This window comes from Zavarzinia sp., assembly GCF_049306435.1.
GTDB lineage: Bacteria > Pseudomonadota > Alphaproteobacteria > Zavarziniales > Zavarziniaceae > Zavarzinia.
This window is the reverse complement of record NZ_JBAQRT010000129.1, coordinates 1-17,459: the sequence shown is the minus strand read 5'-3', so window position 1 is coordinate 17,459 and position 17,459 is coordinate 1. Positions and strand designations below refer to the sequence as shown.

The window sequence follows — 17,459 nt, the reverse complement described above, 5'->3', positions numbered from 1 at the left end:
GGCACTGTTCCAGCGCCTTGTCGGTATTGGCCTTGAGCGGCACGGTCTTGCCGGCGCGCAGGCCCTCGTCGGAGGTGATGACGACTTTCGAGCCGCAGTCGACGATGCGACCCGCCAGGCTGTCGGGGGAGAAGCCGCCGAAGACGATGGAATGGATGGCGCCGATCCTTGCGCAGGCCAGCATGGCGACCGCGGCTTCCGGGATCATGGGCAGATAGAGGGTGACGCGGTCGCCCTTCTTGACGCCGAGCGAGAGCAGGGCATTGGCGAAGCGCGAGACCTCGGCGTGGAGTTCGCGATAGGTGATGGCGCGGGAATCGGCCGGGCTGTCGCCTTCCCACAGGATGGCGACCTTGTCGCCCCGGGTGGCGAGATGGCGGTCGAGGCAGTTGGCGGCGACATTGAGGGTGCCGTCATGGAACCAGCGGATATGGACATCCCCGGGGCCGAAGGAGACGTCGCGGACGGCGCCGGCGCTGTAGGGGGTGATCCAGTCGAGCCGCTTGCCGGCCTCGGCCCAGAAGCCCGCCGGGTCCTCGATCGAGTGGCGATAACCCTCGGCATAACCCGCTGCGTTCACGAGGGCCTGCGCCGCGAAGCCCGAGGGGACGGGGTAGATATCCTGGCTCATGCTGTTCCTCCCGCAAGGCGCCTGTCTTATTGGCGCGGATTATGGGAGCGCGCGCTTGCGGGCGCAAGTTGACCGAAAGTTGTAAGCACAAAGTCAAAAGGGGCGGCCCGATGGGCCGCCCCTTCCGATGTTCGATCGATCCTGAGATCAGAACGACAGGGTGGTGCCGAGGAAGAGCGCCGTCGAAGCGCCGCTGCCCGAGTCATTGGCGACAGTGGTGCCGCCCGAGCGATCCCAGTCGTAGTACTGCAGGGCCGCATCGAGGTCGAGGCCCGGAGCGACGTTGTAGCCGACGCCACCGAGCAGCGCGAGCACCTCGTCCTCACGGCCGCCATCGAATTCAACCTTGCCGTAGCCGGCGTTGGCACCGACCGACCAGGGGCCGGTCGCATACTGCACGCCGACGACGAACTGGTTGAGTTCCGCGCCATTGACACCGACGTTGGTGTAGCCGGCCGCTGCGTAATTGTCGGTGTACATGTAGTTGGCGCCGAACTGCAGGCCCTTGTAGGTGATGCCCGCGCCAGCGGCGTAGGAGTCACGCTCTTCCTGGGTCGCCAGGGTGGCGCCGTCTTCCAGCGACTCGGTGTAGTAGGTGACGGAGGCAACCAGGCCCAGATCACCGAACTTGTTGCTGTAGTTCAGGCCCAGTTCGATGGCATCGCCGGCCTGCACGTCGGCATCGGATTCGAAGCCACCGGCGACGGCGCCGCTGTTCGGATCTTCGCTGAGGTCCGGCGCGTAGGAAACGCCGAACTGGAAGCCCGAGAAGCGCGGGGTCGCGTAGAAGAGCTTAGCCGAATCGAGCGAGTAATGGTTCGGGCTGTTCAGGTACTTGACCGACGAGCCGCTCGGCGCGTTGGGCGAGAAGTTCGGATCTTCGATGACGAGGGTCTTCGAGCGGGTGATGGCCGGAACCTGATAGGCCAGCTTGTTGGCCGCGCCGTCGTCATTGCCGAAGAAGACGTCGCCGAGGCTGCCCTTCACGTAGAGGTAGGACTCGTCGATCTGGTCGGTGACGCTGGCACCTTCGAGCTCGATGCGGAAGCCGTAGGTCAGGCCGTTCGCGGTCTTGGCTTCGGCGATGAAGTGGATTTCGGAATCGAAGGTCTCGAACGAGACGTTGCGGCGATCCGCCAGGCCATTGGACGGATTGTCGTCCAGGCTGCCGAACTGCGCGTAGCCACGGAACCAGCCCGCCATCTTCAGGCTGAGGCCGTCATCAGCCGCCTGGGCGCCGGTGGAAAACAGAATGGCAGCCAGCGCGGTGGTGCCAAGAAGAATCTTGCTGGTCATGTGGTGTTACCCCTCAAGCAGGCGTTCTATGGTGTGCCCTGCAAGGTGGATAGACCGATCGTCTGTAGGTCGGCAACAAGTAAGAAATGTCAGTACAGTGACACAGGGCCTGTGTGCCCCTCTCGCCACAGTTTATTAGATGGAAGGCGGCTTTTTTACATTTTTATTTCGCAGTTGCGAGAAATGACCTTGCCCGGACGCCGAGGCGGTATTGACCAAGGTCTTGTTGTATTACGTCGCGGACAGGGGGCCGATTCCGCCGCCCGGCCTCGAATCAGCGATAGCCGAATCTTTTCATGACATCCGCGTGTCGGGTCTCGATCAGCCGGACCTGTTCGGCGGTGAGGACACCGGGCCATTGTCCGGACTTGCCGACCCGGAAGAAGCGGGCCGAATGGCGGCTGCGTTCACCGAAGCCGTGCTGGCTTTCCTGGTTCTGCAGAACCTTGAAGGACGAGAAGCGAATGGCGCGCTCCAGCCGGTCTTTCGGTGGACGAAGACCGAGAAAGGCGGCGATGGCGCCAAAGGTCTTCAGCGGTTTCTGTTCCATGTCTTCGTAGCGGACGGCGAGAAGACCCGGCCCCGCCCTGCCGGTCCAGCTGGTGACATGGCTGGACCAGTCGCCGAGCCAGGTCTGGACCTGGTTCGCGTTGCCGCCGATGACGGCGTTCGGATCGGCCATTTGCGCCACCATCTGATCGATGGTCAGGCCGTAATGATCGGCCGCTGAAATGACGACGTCGCGGGGATCGCGCACGACATGGATGGCGCCGGCCGTGACATCCGCATTGATCAGCGGCGCGCCATGACGCTGGCCCACCATCGAATGGGTCTTCACGAAGACGGAATCGGGGAAGGCGCCGGTCATCAGGGCTTGGGCCCGGGGCCGCAGGGCCGAGATGCGCTCCTCCTCGAAGCCGATGGTGGAGGTGCCCGCCGCCTTGTCGTACCAGATGCGGTGATTGTCACCGAGCGTGAAGCGACCGAGGGAATCCGGCGGCAAGGGCGCCGGCGGATTGATCAGCAGATGGTGCAGGAAAGTCCGCAACCAGGTATTGCCGGACTTGGGATAGGAAGACAGCCAGATCAGCGCACCCAAGTGGAGCCTCCTCGGATATCGCACAAAAAGAAAAAGGGGGCGCGAGCGCCCCCTTTTCCCCGATCGATAAAGATCAGAACGACAGCATCGAGCCGAGCAGGAACACGTCGGCGTCTTCCTTCGTGAAGGAGCCGCCGCCGCCGCCCTGGTTGTCCCAGTGCATGTAGCCGACCGCGAGGTCGAGACCGGTCGCGACCTTGTAGCCGCCGCCGACCGACAGACCCCAGATGGTGTCCGGGAACGAGTCTTCGTCCCACCAGATCGACTGCGCGCCCAGGCTCCAGGCACCCTGGGCATACTGCACGCCGACGTCGTAAGCCGACACATCGTTGTCCTTGAGGAAACCGAAGCTGTCGATCGCGAGGTACGAACCACCGAGGGTGACCGTGCCCGCGCCGGCCGCGAAGCCGAGGTTCGCGCCCAGGCCCCAGGAGGTCTGATCGTCAGCGAGACCGCCGGCGTCAGTGATTTCAGACTCCAAGAACGCATAGGTGCCGGACAGGCCGACGGTAACGCCCGAGAACTCTTTGGAGTAATTCAGGCCAGCGGTGAACTGCTGGCCAGCGACGGAGCCGACGACTACGTCGTCAGCGGTGCCCAGAATGCCATCGGGACCCGCAACCGTGGTAACATCCGATTCGAAGCCACCGGCGACAGCGCCGTCCTTCGGGTCCTGCGTGCCGTCCGGCGAGTAGGACAGGCCGAGCTGGAAGCCGCCGATGCGCGGGGTGAAGTAGTTCACCTTGCCGGCGTCGCCGTCCGAATTGTAGGTGAAGGCGTTGAACATATAGTCGCCCGAGTTCACCGTCAGGATGCCATTGACATCCGGCGAGGGGGAGACATAGCCCATCTGGGCGGCGACCGGATCATTGGTGCCGAACTCGACGCGGCCGAAAGCGCCCGAGAAATACAGATACGCTTCGTCGATCTGGTCGTCGACGCTGGCGCCTTCGAGCTGGATCTGGAAGCCGTAGGTCAGGCCGTTCGAAGCGGTGCCTTCAGCGTTGAAGGAGATTTCGCTGTTCCAGGAATCGAACGAAACTTCGCGGGTGTCGGCATCGCCGTCACCGCCGGCGAGAACGACGCCCGAGAAGAAACCGCCCAGCGTGAGCTTCAGGCCTTCGTCGGCCGCAAGGGCGCTGGTGGAAAGCAGCGCGGCAGTGGCAAGCGCCGTGGTGCTCAGAAGAATCTTTTTCATCATCCCCTCATTTCAGTACGAGGCAGCCGGGAGTGGCCCCCGGAACGACCCGACAGCGTACCCCGCTGCCCGGTCTCTACCCGCCGATAGAATTTCCGATGCCTCGCCGGGTCAAGCGAAAGGGCTGGTTTCAGGACGCCTCGAGGGACATTGAGACGTCCCTGTTGCAGTTGCGTAACAGTCGAGGGGGGCGCCGGAGGCTTCCGAAATCGGCCGGGCGACAGGCTTTTTGGGGGCACGCGGGACCCTGCGCCATTGCTTTGCCGCATGGCATCACTTAATGAAGGGCGGCAGCCCGCCTTTCCCGCGGGCGGAATAGACGTGAGGGATATTGATGTCCGGACTGCGTTATGGTGCCAGGCTCGCTTCGGCCCTGGCCGTCATGGCCCTGGCCGCCTGCGGCTCGACCGAAACCGTTCAGCAATACCCACAGCAGAACCCGGATGGCACTCACAAGCCGGTTCCCGATGCTTCGCAGGCCGAGGGCGGCCTGTTCGGCCCCGAGGGCCTCGTGCTGTTCGGCGGCAAGGACAAGGCCGACGATCAGGGAGGCTCCAGCGGCATCGGCGTCAATGCCCTGCTGTGGCGCGCCTCGCTCGACACCCTGTCCTTCATGCCGCTGGTCTCGGCCGACCCCTTCGGCGGCGTCATCATCACCGACTGGTATTCCTCGCCCGACCGCCCGTCGGAGCGCATGAAGGCCACGGTCTATATCCTCGACCGCCGGCTGCGCGCCGACGGCCTGAAGGTCGCGCTGTTCCGCCAGCAGATCGGTCCCGAACGGCAATGGCTCGATGTCCCCGTCTCGGCCCAGACCGTGGGCCAGCTCGAGAACGCGATCCTGACCCGCGCCCGGCAGCTGCGGGTGCAGAGCCTCGGCCAGTAAGCCAGGCTGACGGCGATCCCGGACCGCGATCCGGGACAGGGCGGAGCCCCGGCGGCCCATGGCCTGCCGGGGACAGATCCCTTGCCAGCGGCGAAGCCATCGCCCTATATCTCTGTCTCCCGCGTGATCACCGCTGCCCGGCAGCGCCAGAAAGCCGATAATTTTCCCATGTCGAACGAGCGTTACAACCCGCGCGCCGCCGAGTCGAAATGGCAGGCCGCCTGGGAGGCGGCGGACGCCTTCCGCGCCGGGGAAGACCGGACCCGCCCGAAATATTACGTCCTCGAGATGTTCCCCTATCCGTCGGGGCGCATCCACATGGGCCATGTGCGCAATTACGCCATGGGCGACGTCATCGCGCGCTACAAGCGGGCGCGGGGCTTCAACGTGCTGCACCCCATGGGCTGGGACGCCTTCGGGATGCCGGCGGAAAACGCCGCGATGGAACGCCATGTCCATCCCGCCGACTGGACCTACAAGAATATCGACACGATGCGCGCCCAGCTGAAGTCCATGGGGCTTTCGCTGGACTGGAGCCGCGAGATCGCGACCTGCCATCCCGAATATTATCGCCACGAACAGAAGCTGTTCCTCGATTTCCTGAAGGCCGGCCTCGTCTACCGCAAGGAATCCCTCGTCAACTGGGATCCGGTCGACAACACGGTGCTGGCCAACGAACAGGTGATCGACGGCCGGGGCTGGCGCTCGGGCGCCCTCGTCGAGCGGCGCAAGCTGTCGCAATGGTTCCTGAAGATCACCCATTTCGCCGACGAGCTGATCAAGGGCCTCGAAACCCTCGACCGCTGGCCGTCCAAGGTCCGCCTGATGCAGGACAACTGGATCGGCCGCTCGGAAGGCGCGCGCCTGTCGTTCCGCTTCGAGGGCGAGGCCCCGGCCGAGACGATCGACGTCTATACGACGCGGCCCGATACGCTGTTCGGCGCCGCCTTCGTCGCCATCGCCGCCGATCATCCGGTCGCGCTCGCCCTCGCCCAGAGCAATCCGGCCCTGGCGGCCTTCTGCGATGAGTGCCGGCGCGGCGGCACTTCCGAGGAAGAGATCGAGAAGGCCGAGAAGCTCGGCTTCGATACCGGCCTCGAAGTTCGCCATCCGTTCAAGCCGGACGCGACCCTGCCGGTCCATGTCGCCAATTTCGTGCTGATGGATTATGGCACCGGCGCCGTCTTCGGCTGCCCGGCCCATGACCAGCGCGACCTCGACTTCGCCCGCAAATACGGGCTTCAGGTCACCCCCGTGGTGCTGCCCCCGGGCGAGGACCCGGCGACATTCGCCGTCGGCACCGAAGCCTATACGGGCGACGGCACGCTCTATCATTCCGAATTCCTGAACGGCCTCGGCACCGTCGAGGGCAAGGCCGCCGCCATCGCCAGGATCAAGGAGATCGGCGCGGGCGAGGGCACCGTCACCTACCGCCTGCGCGACTGGGGCGTCTCGCGCCAGCGCTACTGGGGCGCGCCCATTCCCGTCATTCATTGCGAGGCCTGTGGCATCGTCCCCGTTCCGGCGGACCAGCTGCCGGTCACCCTGCCGGAAGATGTCACCTTCGACGTGCCCGGCAATCCGCTGGACCGCCATCCGACCTGGAAGCATGTCGACTGTCCGACCTGCGGCCGCCCGGCCCGGCGCGAGACCGACACGTTCGATACATTCATCGACTCGTCCTGGTATTTCGCCCGCTTCTGCTCGCCCCGCAGCGACGAGCCCTTCGACCGCGAGGCGGTCGATTACTGGCTGCCGGTCGACCAGTATATCGGCGGGGTGGAGCACGCGATCCTGCATCTGCTCTATTCCCGCTTCTATACGCGAGCGATGCAGGCGACCGGCCATATCGGCATATGCGAGCCCTTCGCCGGCCTGTTCACGCAAGGCATGGTGAACCACGCGACCTATAAGTCCGCGGGCGGCGAATGGCTGAACCCGGCCGATGTGACGACGGACGCGGGCGGCGCCCTGGTGCGGCTGGAGACCGGCGAGCCGGTCACCGTCGGCCGGGTCGAGAAGATGTCCAAGTCCAAGAAGAACGTGGTGGACCCGGACGACATCATCGAGCGTTACGGCGCCGACACCGCGCGCTGGTTCATGCTGTCGGACAGCCCGCCGGAGCGCGACCTCGAATGGACCGAGGGCGGCATCGAGGGCGCCTGGCGTTTCAGCCAGCGCCTGTGGCGCATGGCGACCGAGGGCCTGGAACGTCTCGGCCCCGTGGGTGATGGCGCCTTCGGCCCCGAGGACGCGCCCCTGCGCCGCGCCACCCACAAGACGATCGCCGGCGTCACCGCCGATATCGAAGCCTTCCACTTCAACAAGGCGGTTGCCCGGCTTTACGAATACGCCAATGCGGTGCAGGACGCCGCCCTCGGCAAGACCGGTGCCAGCCCGGCGGCGACGCGCGAGGCGCTGGAGACCATCATCCAGCTGGTCGCGCCGATGATGCCGCATCTGGCCGAGGAATTGTGGTCGCTGCTCGGCCATGGCGTGCTGCTGGTCGCCACCCCCTGGCCGCAAGCCGACGCCAGCCTCGCCGCCGACGACGAGATCACCATCGCCGTCCAGGTGCAGGGCAAGATGCGCGGCACGCTGGTGGTGCCCGCCGATATCGACCGCGCCGACCTGGAAGCCCGGGCCCTCGCCCTCGAGACCGTGCAGAAAGCGATTGACGGCAGGCCCCTGCGCAAGGTCATCGTTGTGCCCGGCCGTATCGTCAATCTGGTGGTCTGATCCCATGCCGCGCAAGCCGTCGACCCGCTCCGCCTTCGGGCTGCCCCGCCTCGCGGCGGCCTGCGCCCTCGGCGCCGCGCTCGCCCTCGGCGGCTGCGGCTTCCAGCCGATGTACGGCAGTCATTCGACCTCGGCCGAGGCGGAGAAACTGCTCGGCTCCGTCGCCATCGGCCAGATCGGCAAGGACCGCACCGGCCAGATCCTGCGCAACGACCTGATCGACAAGATCTCGGGCGGGCGCACGGCGCAGAACCCGCGCTTCCGTCTCGATGTCGCGCTGGAGACGATCGAGCTTGGCGGCCTGGTGCAGACCGACTCCTCGATCACCCGCTATACTGTGACCATGCGCGGCAAGATTTCCCTCGTCGACCTGGCGACGGGCACGGCGGTGATGAACGAACTGGCCCGGGCGACCACGGCCTATAACGTGCCGCAGTCGGAATATGGCGCCATCGCCGCCCAGCAGGACGCCTATCGCCGCGCTTCGGGCCAGCTGGCGGACGAGATCCGCTCGCGCATCGCCAGCTTCCTCGAAACCCGCCCCAACAGCTGAGGTCCGGCCATGAAACTGGCCGGCGCCGCCGTCGACCGTTTCCTGGCGAAGCCCGACGCCTCGGTTCGCCTCGCCCTGATCTTCGGCCCGGACAATGGCCTTGTCCGCGAGCGGGCGACCCGTCTTGCCCGGACCGTGGTGCCCGATCTGAACGACCCCTTCCGTGTCGCCGAACTGAGCGGCGCCGCCCTCGACGAGGACCCGGCCCGCCTCGCCGACGAGGCGGCGGCGATCTCGATGATCGGCGGGCGGCGGGTGATTCGCCTGCGCGATATCGGCGACAAACACGCGAAACTGATCGCCGGCTTCCTCGAGGCCCCGGCGGGCGATGCCCTGATCGTGGTCGAGGCCGGCGACCTGCCGAACAAGCGCAGCGCCCTGCGCACCATCGTCGAGGACGCGGGCAACGGCGCCGCCATCGCCTGCTACCCGGATGATGCCGCCAGCGTCGACGACCTGATCGAACAGGTGCTGAAGGCGGCGAGCCTCGCCATCGAGCCCGCGGCGCAAAGCTGGCTGGCCGAACGCCTGGGCGCCGACCGGGCCCAGTCGCGGGGGGAACTCGACAAGCTCGTGCTCTACATGGGCACGGCATCGAAGACGGTCGGCCTCGACGATGTGCGGGCCGTGGTCGGCGATGCTTCCGAGATCGGCATCGACGACGTGGTCTTCGCCTGTCTTGTCGGCGACATGCCCCGGCTGGAGCGCAGCATCGAGCGCTGCCGCCAGGTCGGCGAAAACGCCATCACCATCCTGCGCGCGGTCAGCCGCCAGGTACTCCAGCTTCAGGCTGCCCGCGCCCTGATGGACGAGGGCCTGCAGCTGGACCGTGCCCTGGCCGCCCTGCGTCCGCCCATCCGCTTCCCGCGCGACCGCGCCTTCAAGGCGCAGCTGCCGCGCTGGAGCGCGCCGCGCCTCCTCGACGCCGTCGACCTCCTCGTCGAGGCCGAACTCGACTGCAAGACGACGGGCAATCCCGCCGATGTCCTGATGGCCCGCGCCCTGATGCGCATCGCCGGTGTCGCCGCCCGGGCGGGACGGCGCTGAGCCTCATTCCACGCGGGCATTTTGTTGCGATGCAATGATCGCCGGGGCATATTGCTGTCATTCGAAAGGACCCGGTGAAACTCCGGGTGGCTCTTCCGGCCGCCGATCCGCCGGACCCTGCCCATGTCCGGTATTTTCATGACCTCGTTGCGCGTTTACCGCCACGAATGGCTTCACAACATTCGTGGCGATTTTCTGTCCGGCATCCTGGTGGCGCTGGCGCTGATCCCCGAAGCGATCGGCTTTTCGGTGATCGCCGGTGTCGATCCCAAGCTCGGCCTGTTCGGCTCCTTCGCCATTGCCTGTGTCTCCGCCTTCGTCGGCGGGCGGCCCGGCATGATTTCGGCCGCGACGGCGGCGACCGCCGTCCTCATGGTCACTCTCGTGCGCGATCACGGCATCCAGTATCTGTTCGCCGCGACGATCCTGATGGGCGTGCTGCAGATCGGCGCCGGGGCCTTGCGCCTGCACCGCCTGATGCGTTTCGTTTCCCGCTCGGTCATCACGGGATTCGTCAATGCCCTGGCGATCCTGATCTTCCTCGCGCAGCTGCCGGAATTGATCGGCGTACCGGTCGAAACCTACGCCATGATCGCGGGCGGTCTCGCCATCATCTATCTTCTGCCCCTGGTGACGCGACTGGTGCCCTCGCCCCTCATCGCCATCGCCGCGCTGACCGTGATCGCCTGGGGTTTCGGTCTCGACCTGCGCACCGTCGGCGACCTTGGCGAATTGCCCTCCAGCCTGCCGGTTCTCGCCCTGCCGGATCTGCCGCCGACTCTCGAGACGCTGCGGATCATCTTTCCCTATGCCTTCGCGCTGGCCGCCGTCGGCCTGCTCGAATCCCTGATGACGGCGCAGATCGTCGACGACATGACCGAGACCACCAGCGACAAGCACCGGGAATGTTTCGGCCAGGGCGCCTCGAATATCGCCGCCGCCCTCGTCGGTGGCATGGGCGGCTGCGCCATGATCGGCCAGTCGGTGATCAATGTCGGCGCGGGCGGGCGAGGGCGCCTGTCCACCTTCGTCGCCGGTGGCTTCCTGCTGTTCCTGATCCTTGTGCTGGACGATCTCGTGCGCGTCATCCCGATGGCCGCCCTCGTCGCCGTCATGATCATGGTCTCGATCGGGACCTTCAACTGGCGCTCGATCCTCGATCTGCGACACAATCCGCCTTCGTCGTCGATCGTGATGCTGGCGACCGTGGTCACGGTGATCGCCACCCATGACCTTGCCAAGGGGGTGATCGTCGGCGTGCTGCTGTCGGGCGTCTTCTTCGCCGGCAAGGTCTCGCGCCTGATCTCCATCACCCGTGAAGGCGACCGCTACGTGGTGCGCGGCCAGGTCTTCTTCGCCTCGACCGAGACCTTCCTGCGCGGCTTCGATTTTCTCGACGTGCCGACGCGGGTGACCATCGACCTGACCCACGCCCACCTGTGGGACATTTCCTCGATCGGCGCCCTGGACAAGGCCGTCCTCCGCCTGCGCCGCGCCGGCGCCGAGGTCACGGTCGAAGGCCTGAACGAAGCCAGCGCCACCATGGTCGACCGTTTCGCCGCCCATTAGGGCGACGAGGCGGCCTCGATCGGCCTTCATGATTTACAGTGCGTCCCGATACCTTGCGGACAAATGGAACGGGAGTCCCTTCATGATCGACCATATCGGTTTCGGCGCCTCCGACCTTGCCCTCTCGCGGGCATTCTACACGGCGGCCCTGGCGCCGCTGGGCATTACCGTCGTCATGGCGGTGACGGCCGAGGAAACCGGGGCGGAGGGGCATGTCGGTTTCGGGGCGGCGGGCAAGCCGTTCTTCTGGATCGGATCCGGCCGCGCACTGTCGGGCGGGCTGCATGTCGCGTTCACGGCGCCCGACCGGGCGACGGTCGACCGTTTCCACCAGGCGGCGCTGGCGGCCGGCGGGCGGGACAATGGCGCGCCGGGCATCCGCGCGCATTACCACCCGAATTATTATGGCGCCTTCGTGCTGGACCCCGACGGCAACAATGTCGAGGCGGTGTGTCACCGCCCCGAGGCCTGAAGAGCCCGCGATTGACAGTTTTTCCTGCCCGATATAAATCTGATCCAAATATAGGGCAGAATGATCGATGCCGACAACCGTCGATGAAATATTGGAGGATGTCTTCCTTCAGTTGGTGCCCCGTGCTGATAAAAGTCGGCTCCGTCTGTTGTTGGGGTTCTTCGCTGAATACTGGCTGCGTGTGTTCAAGTTGCGGATATCGCTATATGATGGCGATATCGAATTGGCGACCATATCCGACGCCGTCGGATTCAACAGCACTGTTCACATGTTTTCGACCATTCGCGGTCTCGAGGTTTTTTCCGATCTGACGGTGATGGTCGGCGATGCGCAACAGGGCTGCACGGCGCAGATGATCGCGGAGATCACCGGCCTGCCGCGCGAGACGGTGCGGCGCAAGCTGAAGAAACTGGTGGAGTCCAACTATCTCACCACGACGGAAGACGGGCGTTACATCTACCGCCCCGGTGTCCTCCTCGAGGAGCCTTACCTCAGCGCCATATTGGAACTCGAACGGATCACGCTCGAATTCATCAATCGCTGCCTGGCGACCGGCGTCGGCGATGTGAAGGTCATCCGCTCCAGGGACGACGCCCCGGGCGACGGTCAGTAGCGCAGGGTCGCCGTGACCCCGAGCATCAGGGGATCGCCCGGAACAACGACTGTTCCGCCGAGATTCAGCGGCAGCGAAGCCTGGGCCGTGTCGTAATTCACGTCGAACAGATTGTTGGCCCAGAGGGCCAGCGACCAGCGCCGGTCGGCCGAGCGCAGACCGACTTTCAGATTGGTGATGCCCCGGCCCTTGACCCTCGTGTAGTCGGAACTGGCCTCGGTCTTGTAGGCCGAGACATAGTTGAAATCGCCGCCGATGAAACCTTCCAGGTCATCGCCCCGCCAGGAGCCCAGCGGCCTCGTGTAATCGAAGCCGACCGCGGCGGTCCAGCGCGGCGCGCCTTCGAGCTCATGCCCCGCGAGATTCACCACGCAGGCTTCGCCTGACGAGACATGGACATCCGGCGGGCAGGGCGCGTCGGGATAGGATTGAATCTCGGTCTCGTTATAGGCGAGGCTGGCCCTTATGCCGAGGGCTGGGGAGATCTGTAGCGCGGCATCGATTTCGGCCCCCCGGGACCGGACCCGGCCGACATTGGACAGATAGCTCGCCAGGGTATCGCGGTCGAATTTCACCGCCTGATAATCCCGCAACTCGGTCCAGTAGAGCGTGCCGTCGACGCTCAGCCGGCCGCCGAGGAGGCGGGTCCTGACACCGAGCTCCGCCGTGTCCGCCGTCTCGGCCGCGACTTCCCGGCCGGGTCCCGGGCTGAGCGCGGCGAAATTGATGCCGCCGGGCTTGCCGCCCCTTGCATAGGAAACATAGGCCGAGACCCCCTCGGATATCTGATGCGCGAGGCTGATGCGCGCGGAAAGTCCCCCGTCGGTGCGGGAGTCCCGCCAGGCATCGGGCCGCGCGATCTGGTCCCGCACCAGCGACGCGATGGGATCCGGCAGGTTGCCGCCGCCGCCTTCGAGATATTGCCGGAATTCCCCGCTCTTCCGCTCCAGCGTGTAGCGCAGGCCTGCGCTCAGCGCCGTGTCATCCGTGATGTTCCAGGTGGCCTGGCCGAAGGCCGCGACGCTCGCGGTATCGACGCTCGAGGCCTGATAGACGTGAAGACCGTCGATCGCCGCCCGGATCGCAGGCTCCAGCAAGGGGCCGAGCAGCGGCGGCAATGTCGGCACGATCAGGATCGAGGCCGCGTCGGCGCCGAATTCCTGGTCCTGCAGGCTGTCGACATGCTGCCAGAAGGCCTGAAGCCCGAAGACGTGATCGACCACGCGCCGGCCGGTGGAGGCAAGGCGCAGATCCTGGCTGAACTGTTCCTGGTCGTAGGACACGCCGAACTGGTTCAGCACCGCCAGGGCCGTGTAGTCGCTGTCGGTACGCGGGGCATAGGCCTGACTGCGCCAGGCGGTGAGCGAGGTCAGCTTGTAATCCGGTAAATACCATGTGGCTTCGGACAGCACCCCGCCCTGATGGGCCTGGGCCTCGACCCGCGCATTGACGTCGGTCTGTCGCCGGCGGGCGCCATCCGTCGGCTCGGTGTAACCCACCCCGAGCTGGCGTTCGCGCGAATTGTCGGGAAAGTCGCTGCCGTCGGCCTGGGTCTCGATATTCTGGCCCGGCAGCTGGACGCAGCAGTCGATATCCTGCTCGCTCCTGTCGGCGACGATCCTCAGGCTGAAATCATCCGTCGGCTCCCAGAGCATCTGGGCGCGCAGTCCATAGTCGTTGGTCCCGTTCAGGCGGTCCGCCGCCTCCGACCCGGGATTGATGTTCTCGACCGCGCCTTCGCGCTCGGCATGGGAGACGCTGAGGCGGAGGGCCAGCGTGTCCGAAACCGGTCCGGTCACCATGCCGGTGGCGCGGAAATAGCGGTCGCTGCCAATGCTCAGCGAAATTTCGGCGCCGGGTTCGAAAGACGGCCGCGCCGTCAGCACGTTCAGGGCGCCCGCCACCGTGTTCCGGCCGAACAGGATGTCCTGCGGGCCGCGGATCAGCTCCACCCGTTCGAGGTCGAACATGTCAAAGGACAGGGACGCCGGCCTTGGATAATAAATGCCATCGACGTAGAGCCCGTTGGGATTGTCCTGGGATTCCGTCGCGGGAACCGCGCCGATGCCCCGGATGGCGATGGTCGAATTGCGCAGGCTGGAGCTGACGGCGATCGCATTCGGCATCCGTCCCACGAGACGCATCAGGTCGCCCTCGGCGTCCTCGACCTCCTCGCTGTCGGCGACGCTTTTCGATAACGGCGGCTCGCCCTGGTCTTCACCGGGGGCGGGGGCGGTCACCACGACCGGGCCGAGCAGCTCGGCGCCGGCATCGAGGGACTGTTCGATTTCCCCGCGGGAGAGGGGAGCGGGATCATCGGCCCAGGCCGCCTGCCACGAGGCGGCAGCGACGAGCCCGACGGCAAGGACGCGTTCGCGCCGATTGATGGACAATGCTTCCCCCGGACCCCACGCCCCGCCGATCGCCGACGAGGCCCCCCGTCCGGATCATACAACACAGCCTCCGCCGGCAATCAAGGCAGCAGCACGGTCGAGCCCACCGTCGCCCGGGATTCCAGCGCCCGATGCGCCGCGACCGCATCGCCGAGGGCGAAGTGCTGACGCACATTGGTGCGGATCACCCCGGTGGCGACGAGATCGAACAGGGCGGCCGCCGCCTCGTCCCGCTCCCCCTTGTCGGCGATATAATGGAACAGGGTCGGCCGCGTCAGATAGAGCGAGCCCTTGGCCGACAGAATTCCCGGATTGAAGGGCGGCACCGGCCCGCTGGCATTGCCGAAACTGACCATCAACCCGCGCGTCGCCAGACTGTCGAGGGAGCCGTCCCAGGTATCCTTGCCGACGGAATCATAGACGACCGAAACGCCCTTGCCGCCGGTCAGCGCCTTCACCCGCGCCGCCACGTCTTCCGTCCGGTAGAGGATGACCTCGGAAGCGCCGTGTTCCCGGGCGAGCTCGGCCTTCTCGGGCGAGCCGGCGGTGCCGATCAGCCGCACCCCCATGTGCCGCGCCCATTGGCAGGCGATGAGGCCGACGCCGCCGGCCGCGGCGTGGAACAGCACGGTCTCGCCCGCCTGCACACGGTAAGTGCGATGCAGGAGATACCAGGCGGTCAGGCCCTGCAGCATCAGGGAGGCGGCCTGTTCGTCGGTAACCCCATCCGGCACCTTCATCAGAAGATCGGCCGGATAGTTGCGATGGCTGGCGTAGGACCCGATGGGCGTGAGGCAATAGGCGACCCGGTCGCCGGCGACGAGACCGGTTACCCCCGGGCCGACATCCTCGACGACGCCCGCCGCCTCCAGTCCGATGCCGGAAGGCAGGGGCAGGGGATAGAGACCGCTGCGGTGATAGCAGTCGATGAAATTGACCCCGATCGCGGTCTGGCGCAGGCGCACCTCGCCCGGGCCGGGCGGCGGCAGCTCCACCGTCTCGAGCACCATCACCTCCGGCCCGCCGGCCGAATGAATGCGGATCGCCTGCGCCTCGCTCATCGTCTCGCCCCTCAGACCAGATGCTGCCGGAAGAAGGCCAGGGTCCGATCGTTGGCGAGATCGGCCGAGGCCTTGTCATAATGCGCGCCGCCGATGCGGGCGAAGGCATGGTCCTGCCCGGCATAGGTGTGAAGCGTGACCAGCGGGTTGCCGCCCAGCCCCTCGGCCATCTTCGCCTGCGCCTCGGGCGGCACGAAGCCATCCTTCTCGGCGATATGCAGCATCAGCGGCTTCCTGATGCCCGGGGCGAGGTTCAGCACCTCGTTGATGCCGACACCGTAATAGCCGACGGAGGCATCGACCGGTGTTTCCGCCGCCGTCCGATAGGCCATGTGCCCGCCGAGGCAGTAACCGACGGCGCCGACCTTTCCCGTCGTCCCCGAAAGGCCGGCCGCGACCGCCCGCGTCGCCTCGATATCCGCGATGCCCTTGGCGCGGTCGAAGGCGCCGAAGAGCGAGAAGGCCCGGTCCCATTCCGCCTTGGTCTGGTCGGTGATGTCGATACCCGGCTCGATCCGCCAGAACAGGTCCGGACAGATGGCGACGAAGCCTTCGCCCGCCAGCCAGTCGCAGACGCCGCGCATGACCGCGTTCACGCCGAAGATTTCCTGGATGACGACGATCGCCGGGGCGGGCGCGCCACCCGCCGGCCGCGCCACATAGGCCGAGAAACTGCCGCCGTCCGTCGCTGCGATGGTGATGCTCGATGCCGTCATCGGAACCTCCCTGATTTGTGATGGGATGCTAGCGCCCGAAAGCGACCTTGTCATGGCATCCCGTCACGGGAGCATCCCGTCGCGGGGGCATCCCCCCGGTGGGGCATCCCGTCGACAAGTCCGGGCCAAGCCACTAGCATGGCGGCGTATCGGCGGAGGCGGGGCATGGCGCGACGGGTCACGGTGGTTGTGGCGGGCATTCTCGCCGCCCTGTCCCTGACGCGCGCCGCGCGGGCGGACGAAGCGCCGTTGGTCGACAGCAGCGAGATCCGCGAGCACCTGGCCCCCGGCAGCCCGCCGCTCTATTTCAACAGCGATTCGGCGGATGTGACCTTCGGCGAGGCGGTTTCCCTCGACCTCGTCATTGACGAAACGGGATCGGTTACATCGGCGAAACCGAGCCAGGGCGACGACGAATATTACGACCGCGCCGTGCAACTGGCCATGTCCCTCCACTTCCGCCCGTTCGAGCGCGGCGGCAGGAGCGTCGCCGTCACCGGCCCCCTGGACCTGCCGATCTTTCCCCGGCCCCGGCCGGCAGCCGATCGGCCGTTTCCGAAGGCGGCGGCCGCCGAGACCGAGATTTCCATCGAACACACCGCCTGTTTCGGCGCCTGTCCGATCTACACCGTCACCATCGGGGGCGATGGCCGCGTCACCTATGACGGCGGCTTCAATGTCGCCTTCGCCGGCCGGGTGGAGGAGCGGGTCGACCCCGTCGCCGTCGCCGCCCTGATCGAGCAGTTCCGCGCCGCGCAATTCTTCGGCCTCGAGGATCGCTATGCCGCCGGCGTGACCGACCTGCCGTCGACCGTGCTGCGCCTGCGCCTGGGCAAGACGGAAAAGACCGTGGTCGACTACGCCGGTCTCTACGACGGCATGCCGCCGTCGGTCATCGAGCTGGAGCGGGCGGTGGAAACCTTGGCGCGCAGCGCGCGCTGGGTCTCCGGTGGCGCGGAAATCGCCGATGAACTGAGGGCGGCCGACTGGGACTTCCAGGCCCCCGCCGCCGCCGGGGCGCTGGCCTGCAGCATCCGCCCCGGGGCTGGACCCTTCATCGGTGCGCTTCTGACGCGGGGCGTCGCCCCGACGGGTTCCTGCCGCGGCATCTTCGCCCTGACCCTGGCGGCGCAATACAGCGACGGTGACGTGGTCGACCGCCTGCTGGCGGCCGGTGCCCTCGACG

The 17,459-nt window shown here is 66.4% G+C and carries 15 protein-coding genes and 1 other annotated feature; of the genes, 8 read left to right on the top strand and 7 right to left on the bottom strand.

Annotation, left to right across the window (positions count from 1 at the left end):
* From WAZ62_RS06980 to WAZ62_RS06965, 4 genes are all read right to left on the bottom strand, one after another.
* Positions 1–631: AMP-binding protein (locus tag WAZ62_RS06980; protein WP_422642790.1), on the bottom strand; the 631-nt coding region annotated here is incomplete at its 3' end.
* 147 nt (positions 632–778) lie between these two features.
* Positions 779–1,927, bottom strand: coding sequence for a porin (locus tag WAZ62_RS06975; protein WP_422642789.1), 1,149 nt, complete (start codon positions 1,925–1,927; stop codon positions 779–781).
* 274 nt (positions 1,928–2,201) lie between these two features.
* On the bottom strand, positions 2,202–3,026 hold the full coding sequence (locus tag WAZ62_RS06970) for a sulfotransferase domain-containing protein (RefSeq protein ID WP_422642788.1): 825 nt from the start codon (positions 3,024–3,026) through the stop codon (positions 2,202–2,204).
* Between the two features lie 73 nt (positions 3,027–3,099).
* Positions 3,100–4,224, bottom strand: coding sequence for a porin (locus tag WAZ62_RS06965; protein ID WP_422642787.1), 1,125 nt, complete (start codon positions 4,222–4,224; stop codon positions 3,100–3,102).
* Between the two features lie 334 nt (positions 4,225–4,558).
* Here WAZ62_RS06965 and WAZ62_RS06960 point away from each other — a divergent pair, with 334 nt between their 5' ends.
* The 7 genes from WAZ62_RS06960 (at position 4,559) to WAZ62_RS06930 (ending at position 12,103) form a co-directional block, all read left to right on the top strand.
* Positions 4,559–5,110, top strand: coding sequence for a DUF3576 domain-containing protein (locus tag WAZ62_RS06960; RefSeq protein WP_422642786.1), 552 nt, complete (start codon positions 4,559–4,561; stop codon positions 5,108–5,110).
* A gap of 168 nt (positions 5,111–5,278) precedes the next feature.
* Positions 5,279–7,849: a leucine--tRNA ligase gene (gene leuS / locus WAZ62_RS06955; protein ID WP_422642792.1), complete on the top strand. Its 2,571-nt coding sequence runs from the start codon at positions 5,279–5,281 to the stop codon at positions 7,847–7,849.
* A 4-nt stretch (positions 7,850–7,853) separates the two neighbouring features.
* Positions 7,854–8,402, top strand: a complete 549-nt coding sequence (gene lptE / locus WAZ62_RS06950; RefSeq protein ID WP_422642785.1) for an LPS assembly lipoprotein LptE — start codon at positions 7,854–7,856, stop codon at positions 8,400–8,402.
* A gap of 9 nt (positions 8,403–8,411) precedes the next feature.
* On the top strand, positions 8,412–9,449 hold the full coding sequence (gene holA / locus WAZ62_RS06945; RefSeq protein ID WP_422642784.1) for a DNA polymerase III subunit delta: 1,038 nt from the start codon (positions 8,412–8,414) through the stop codon (positions 9,447–9,449).
* A 64-nt stretch (positions 9,450–9,513) separates the two neighbouring features.
* Positions 9,514–9,569, top strand: a sequence feature (sul1 is cis-regulatory element that is thought to sense ions involved in sulfur or methionine metabolism; They are found in Alphaproteobacteria).
* Positions 9,570–9,587: 18 nt separating this feature from the next.
* Positions 9,588–11,018 (top strand): SulP family inorganic anion transporter, encoded by a 1,431-nt coding sequence (locus WAZ62_RS06940; protein ID WP_422642791.1) that lies wholly within the window; start codon positions 9,588–9,590, stop codon positions 11,016–11,018.
* A gap of 82 nt (positions 11,019–11,100) precedes the next feature.
* Positions 11,101–11,490, top strand: a complete 390-nt coding sequence (locus WAZ62_RS06935) for a VOC family protein (protein WP_422642783.1) — start codon at positions 11,101–11,103, stop codon at positions 11,488–11,490.
* A 67-nt stretch (positions 11,491–11,557) separates the two neighbouring features.
* The gene (locus WAZ62_RS06930; RefSeq protein WP_422642782.1) at positions 11,558–12,103 is read left to right on the top strand and encodes a helix-turn-helix domain-containing protein; all 546 of its coding nucleotides are present in this window, start codon (positions 11,558–11,560) and stop codon (positions 12,101–12,103) included.
* Here the strand turns inward: WAZ62_RS06930 and WAZ62_RS06925 are convergent.
* The 3 genes from WAZ62_RS06925 to WAZ62_RS06915 form a co-directional block, all read right to left on the bottom strand.
* Positions 12,097–14,496, bottom strand: a complete 2,400-nt coding sequence (locus WAZ62_RS06925) for a TonB-dependent receptor (RefSeq protein WP_422642781.1) — start codon at positions 14,494–14,496, stop codon at positions 12,097–12,099. The two genes, WAZ62_RS06930 and WAZ62_RS06925, sit on opposite strands and share 7 nt — an antisense overlap.
* Positions 14,497–14,576: 80 nt before the next feature.
* On the bottom strand, positions 14,577–15,557 hold the full coding sequence (locus WAZ62_RS06920; RefSeq protein WP_422642780.1) for a quinone oxidoreductase family protein: 981 nt from the start codon (positions 15,555–15,557) through the stop codon (positions 14,577–14,579).
* 11 nt (positions 15,558–15,568) lie between these two features.
* A complete protein-coding gene (locus WAZ62_RS06915; RefSeq protein ID WP_422642779.1) occupies positions 15,569–16,273 on the bottom strand; it encodes a dienelactone hydrolase family protein in 705 nt (234 codons plus the stop codon).
* A gap of 165 nt (positions 16,274–16,438) precedes the next feature.
* On the opposite strand from WAZ62_RS06915, the gene WAZ62_RS06910 reads away from it, so the two are divergent.
* Positions 16,439–17,459 (top strand): DUF6438 domain-containing protein (locus WAZ62_RS06910; RefSeq protein ID WP_422642778.1); only part of this gene is annotated, 1,021 nt, incomplete at its 3' end.

Coding starts and splice junctions, on each gene's coding strand:
- WAZ62_RS06930 (WP_422642782.1), top strand. CDS start 11,558: ATGCCGACAACCGTCGATGAAATATTGGAGGATGTCTTCCTTCAGTTG.
- holA (WP_422642784.1), top strand. CDS start 8,412: ATGAAACTGGCCGGCGCCGCCGTCGACCGTTTCCTGGCGAAGCCCGAC.
- leuS (WP_422642792.1), top strand. CDS start 5,279: ATGTCGAACGAGCGTTACAACCCGCGCGCCGCCGAGTCGAAATGGCAG.
- WAZ62_RS06920 (WP_422642780.1), bottom strand. CDS start 15,557: ATGAGCGAGGCGCAGGCGATCCGCATTCATTCGGCCGGCGGGCCGGAG.
- WAZ62_RS06960 (WP_422642786.1), top strand. CDS start 4,559: ATGTCCGGACTGCGTTATGGTGCCAGGCTCGCTTCGGCCCTGGCCGTC.
- WAZ62_RS06975 (WP_422642789.1), bottom strand. CDS start 1,927: ATGACCAGCAAGATTCTTCTTGGCACCACCGCGCTGGCTGCCATTCTG.
- WAZ62_RS06915 (WP_422642779.1), bottom strand. CDS start 16,273: ATGACGGCATCGAGCATCACCATCGCAGCGACGGACGGCGGCAGTTTC.
- WAZ62_RS06940 (WP_422642791.1), top strand. CDS start 9,588: ATGACCTCGTTGCGCGTTTACCGCCACGAATGGCTTCACAACATTCGT.
- WAZ62_RS06935 (WP_422642783.1), top strand. CDS start 11,101: ATGATCGACCATATCGGTTTCGGCGCCTCCGACCTTGCCCTCTCGCGG.
- lptE (WP_422642785.1), top strand. CDS start 7,854: ATGCCGCGCAAGCCGTCGACCCGCTCCGCCTTCGGGCTGCCCCGCCTC.
- WAZ62_RS06965 (WP_422642787.1), bottom strand. CDS start 4,224: ATGAAAAAGATTCTTCTGAGCACCACGGCGCTTGCCACTGCCGCGCTG.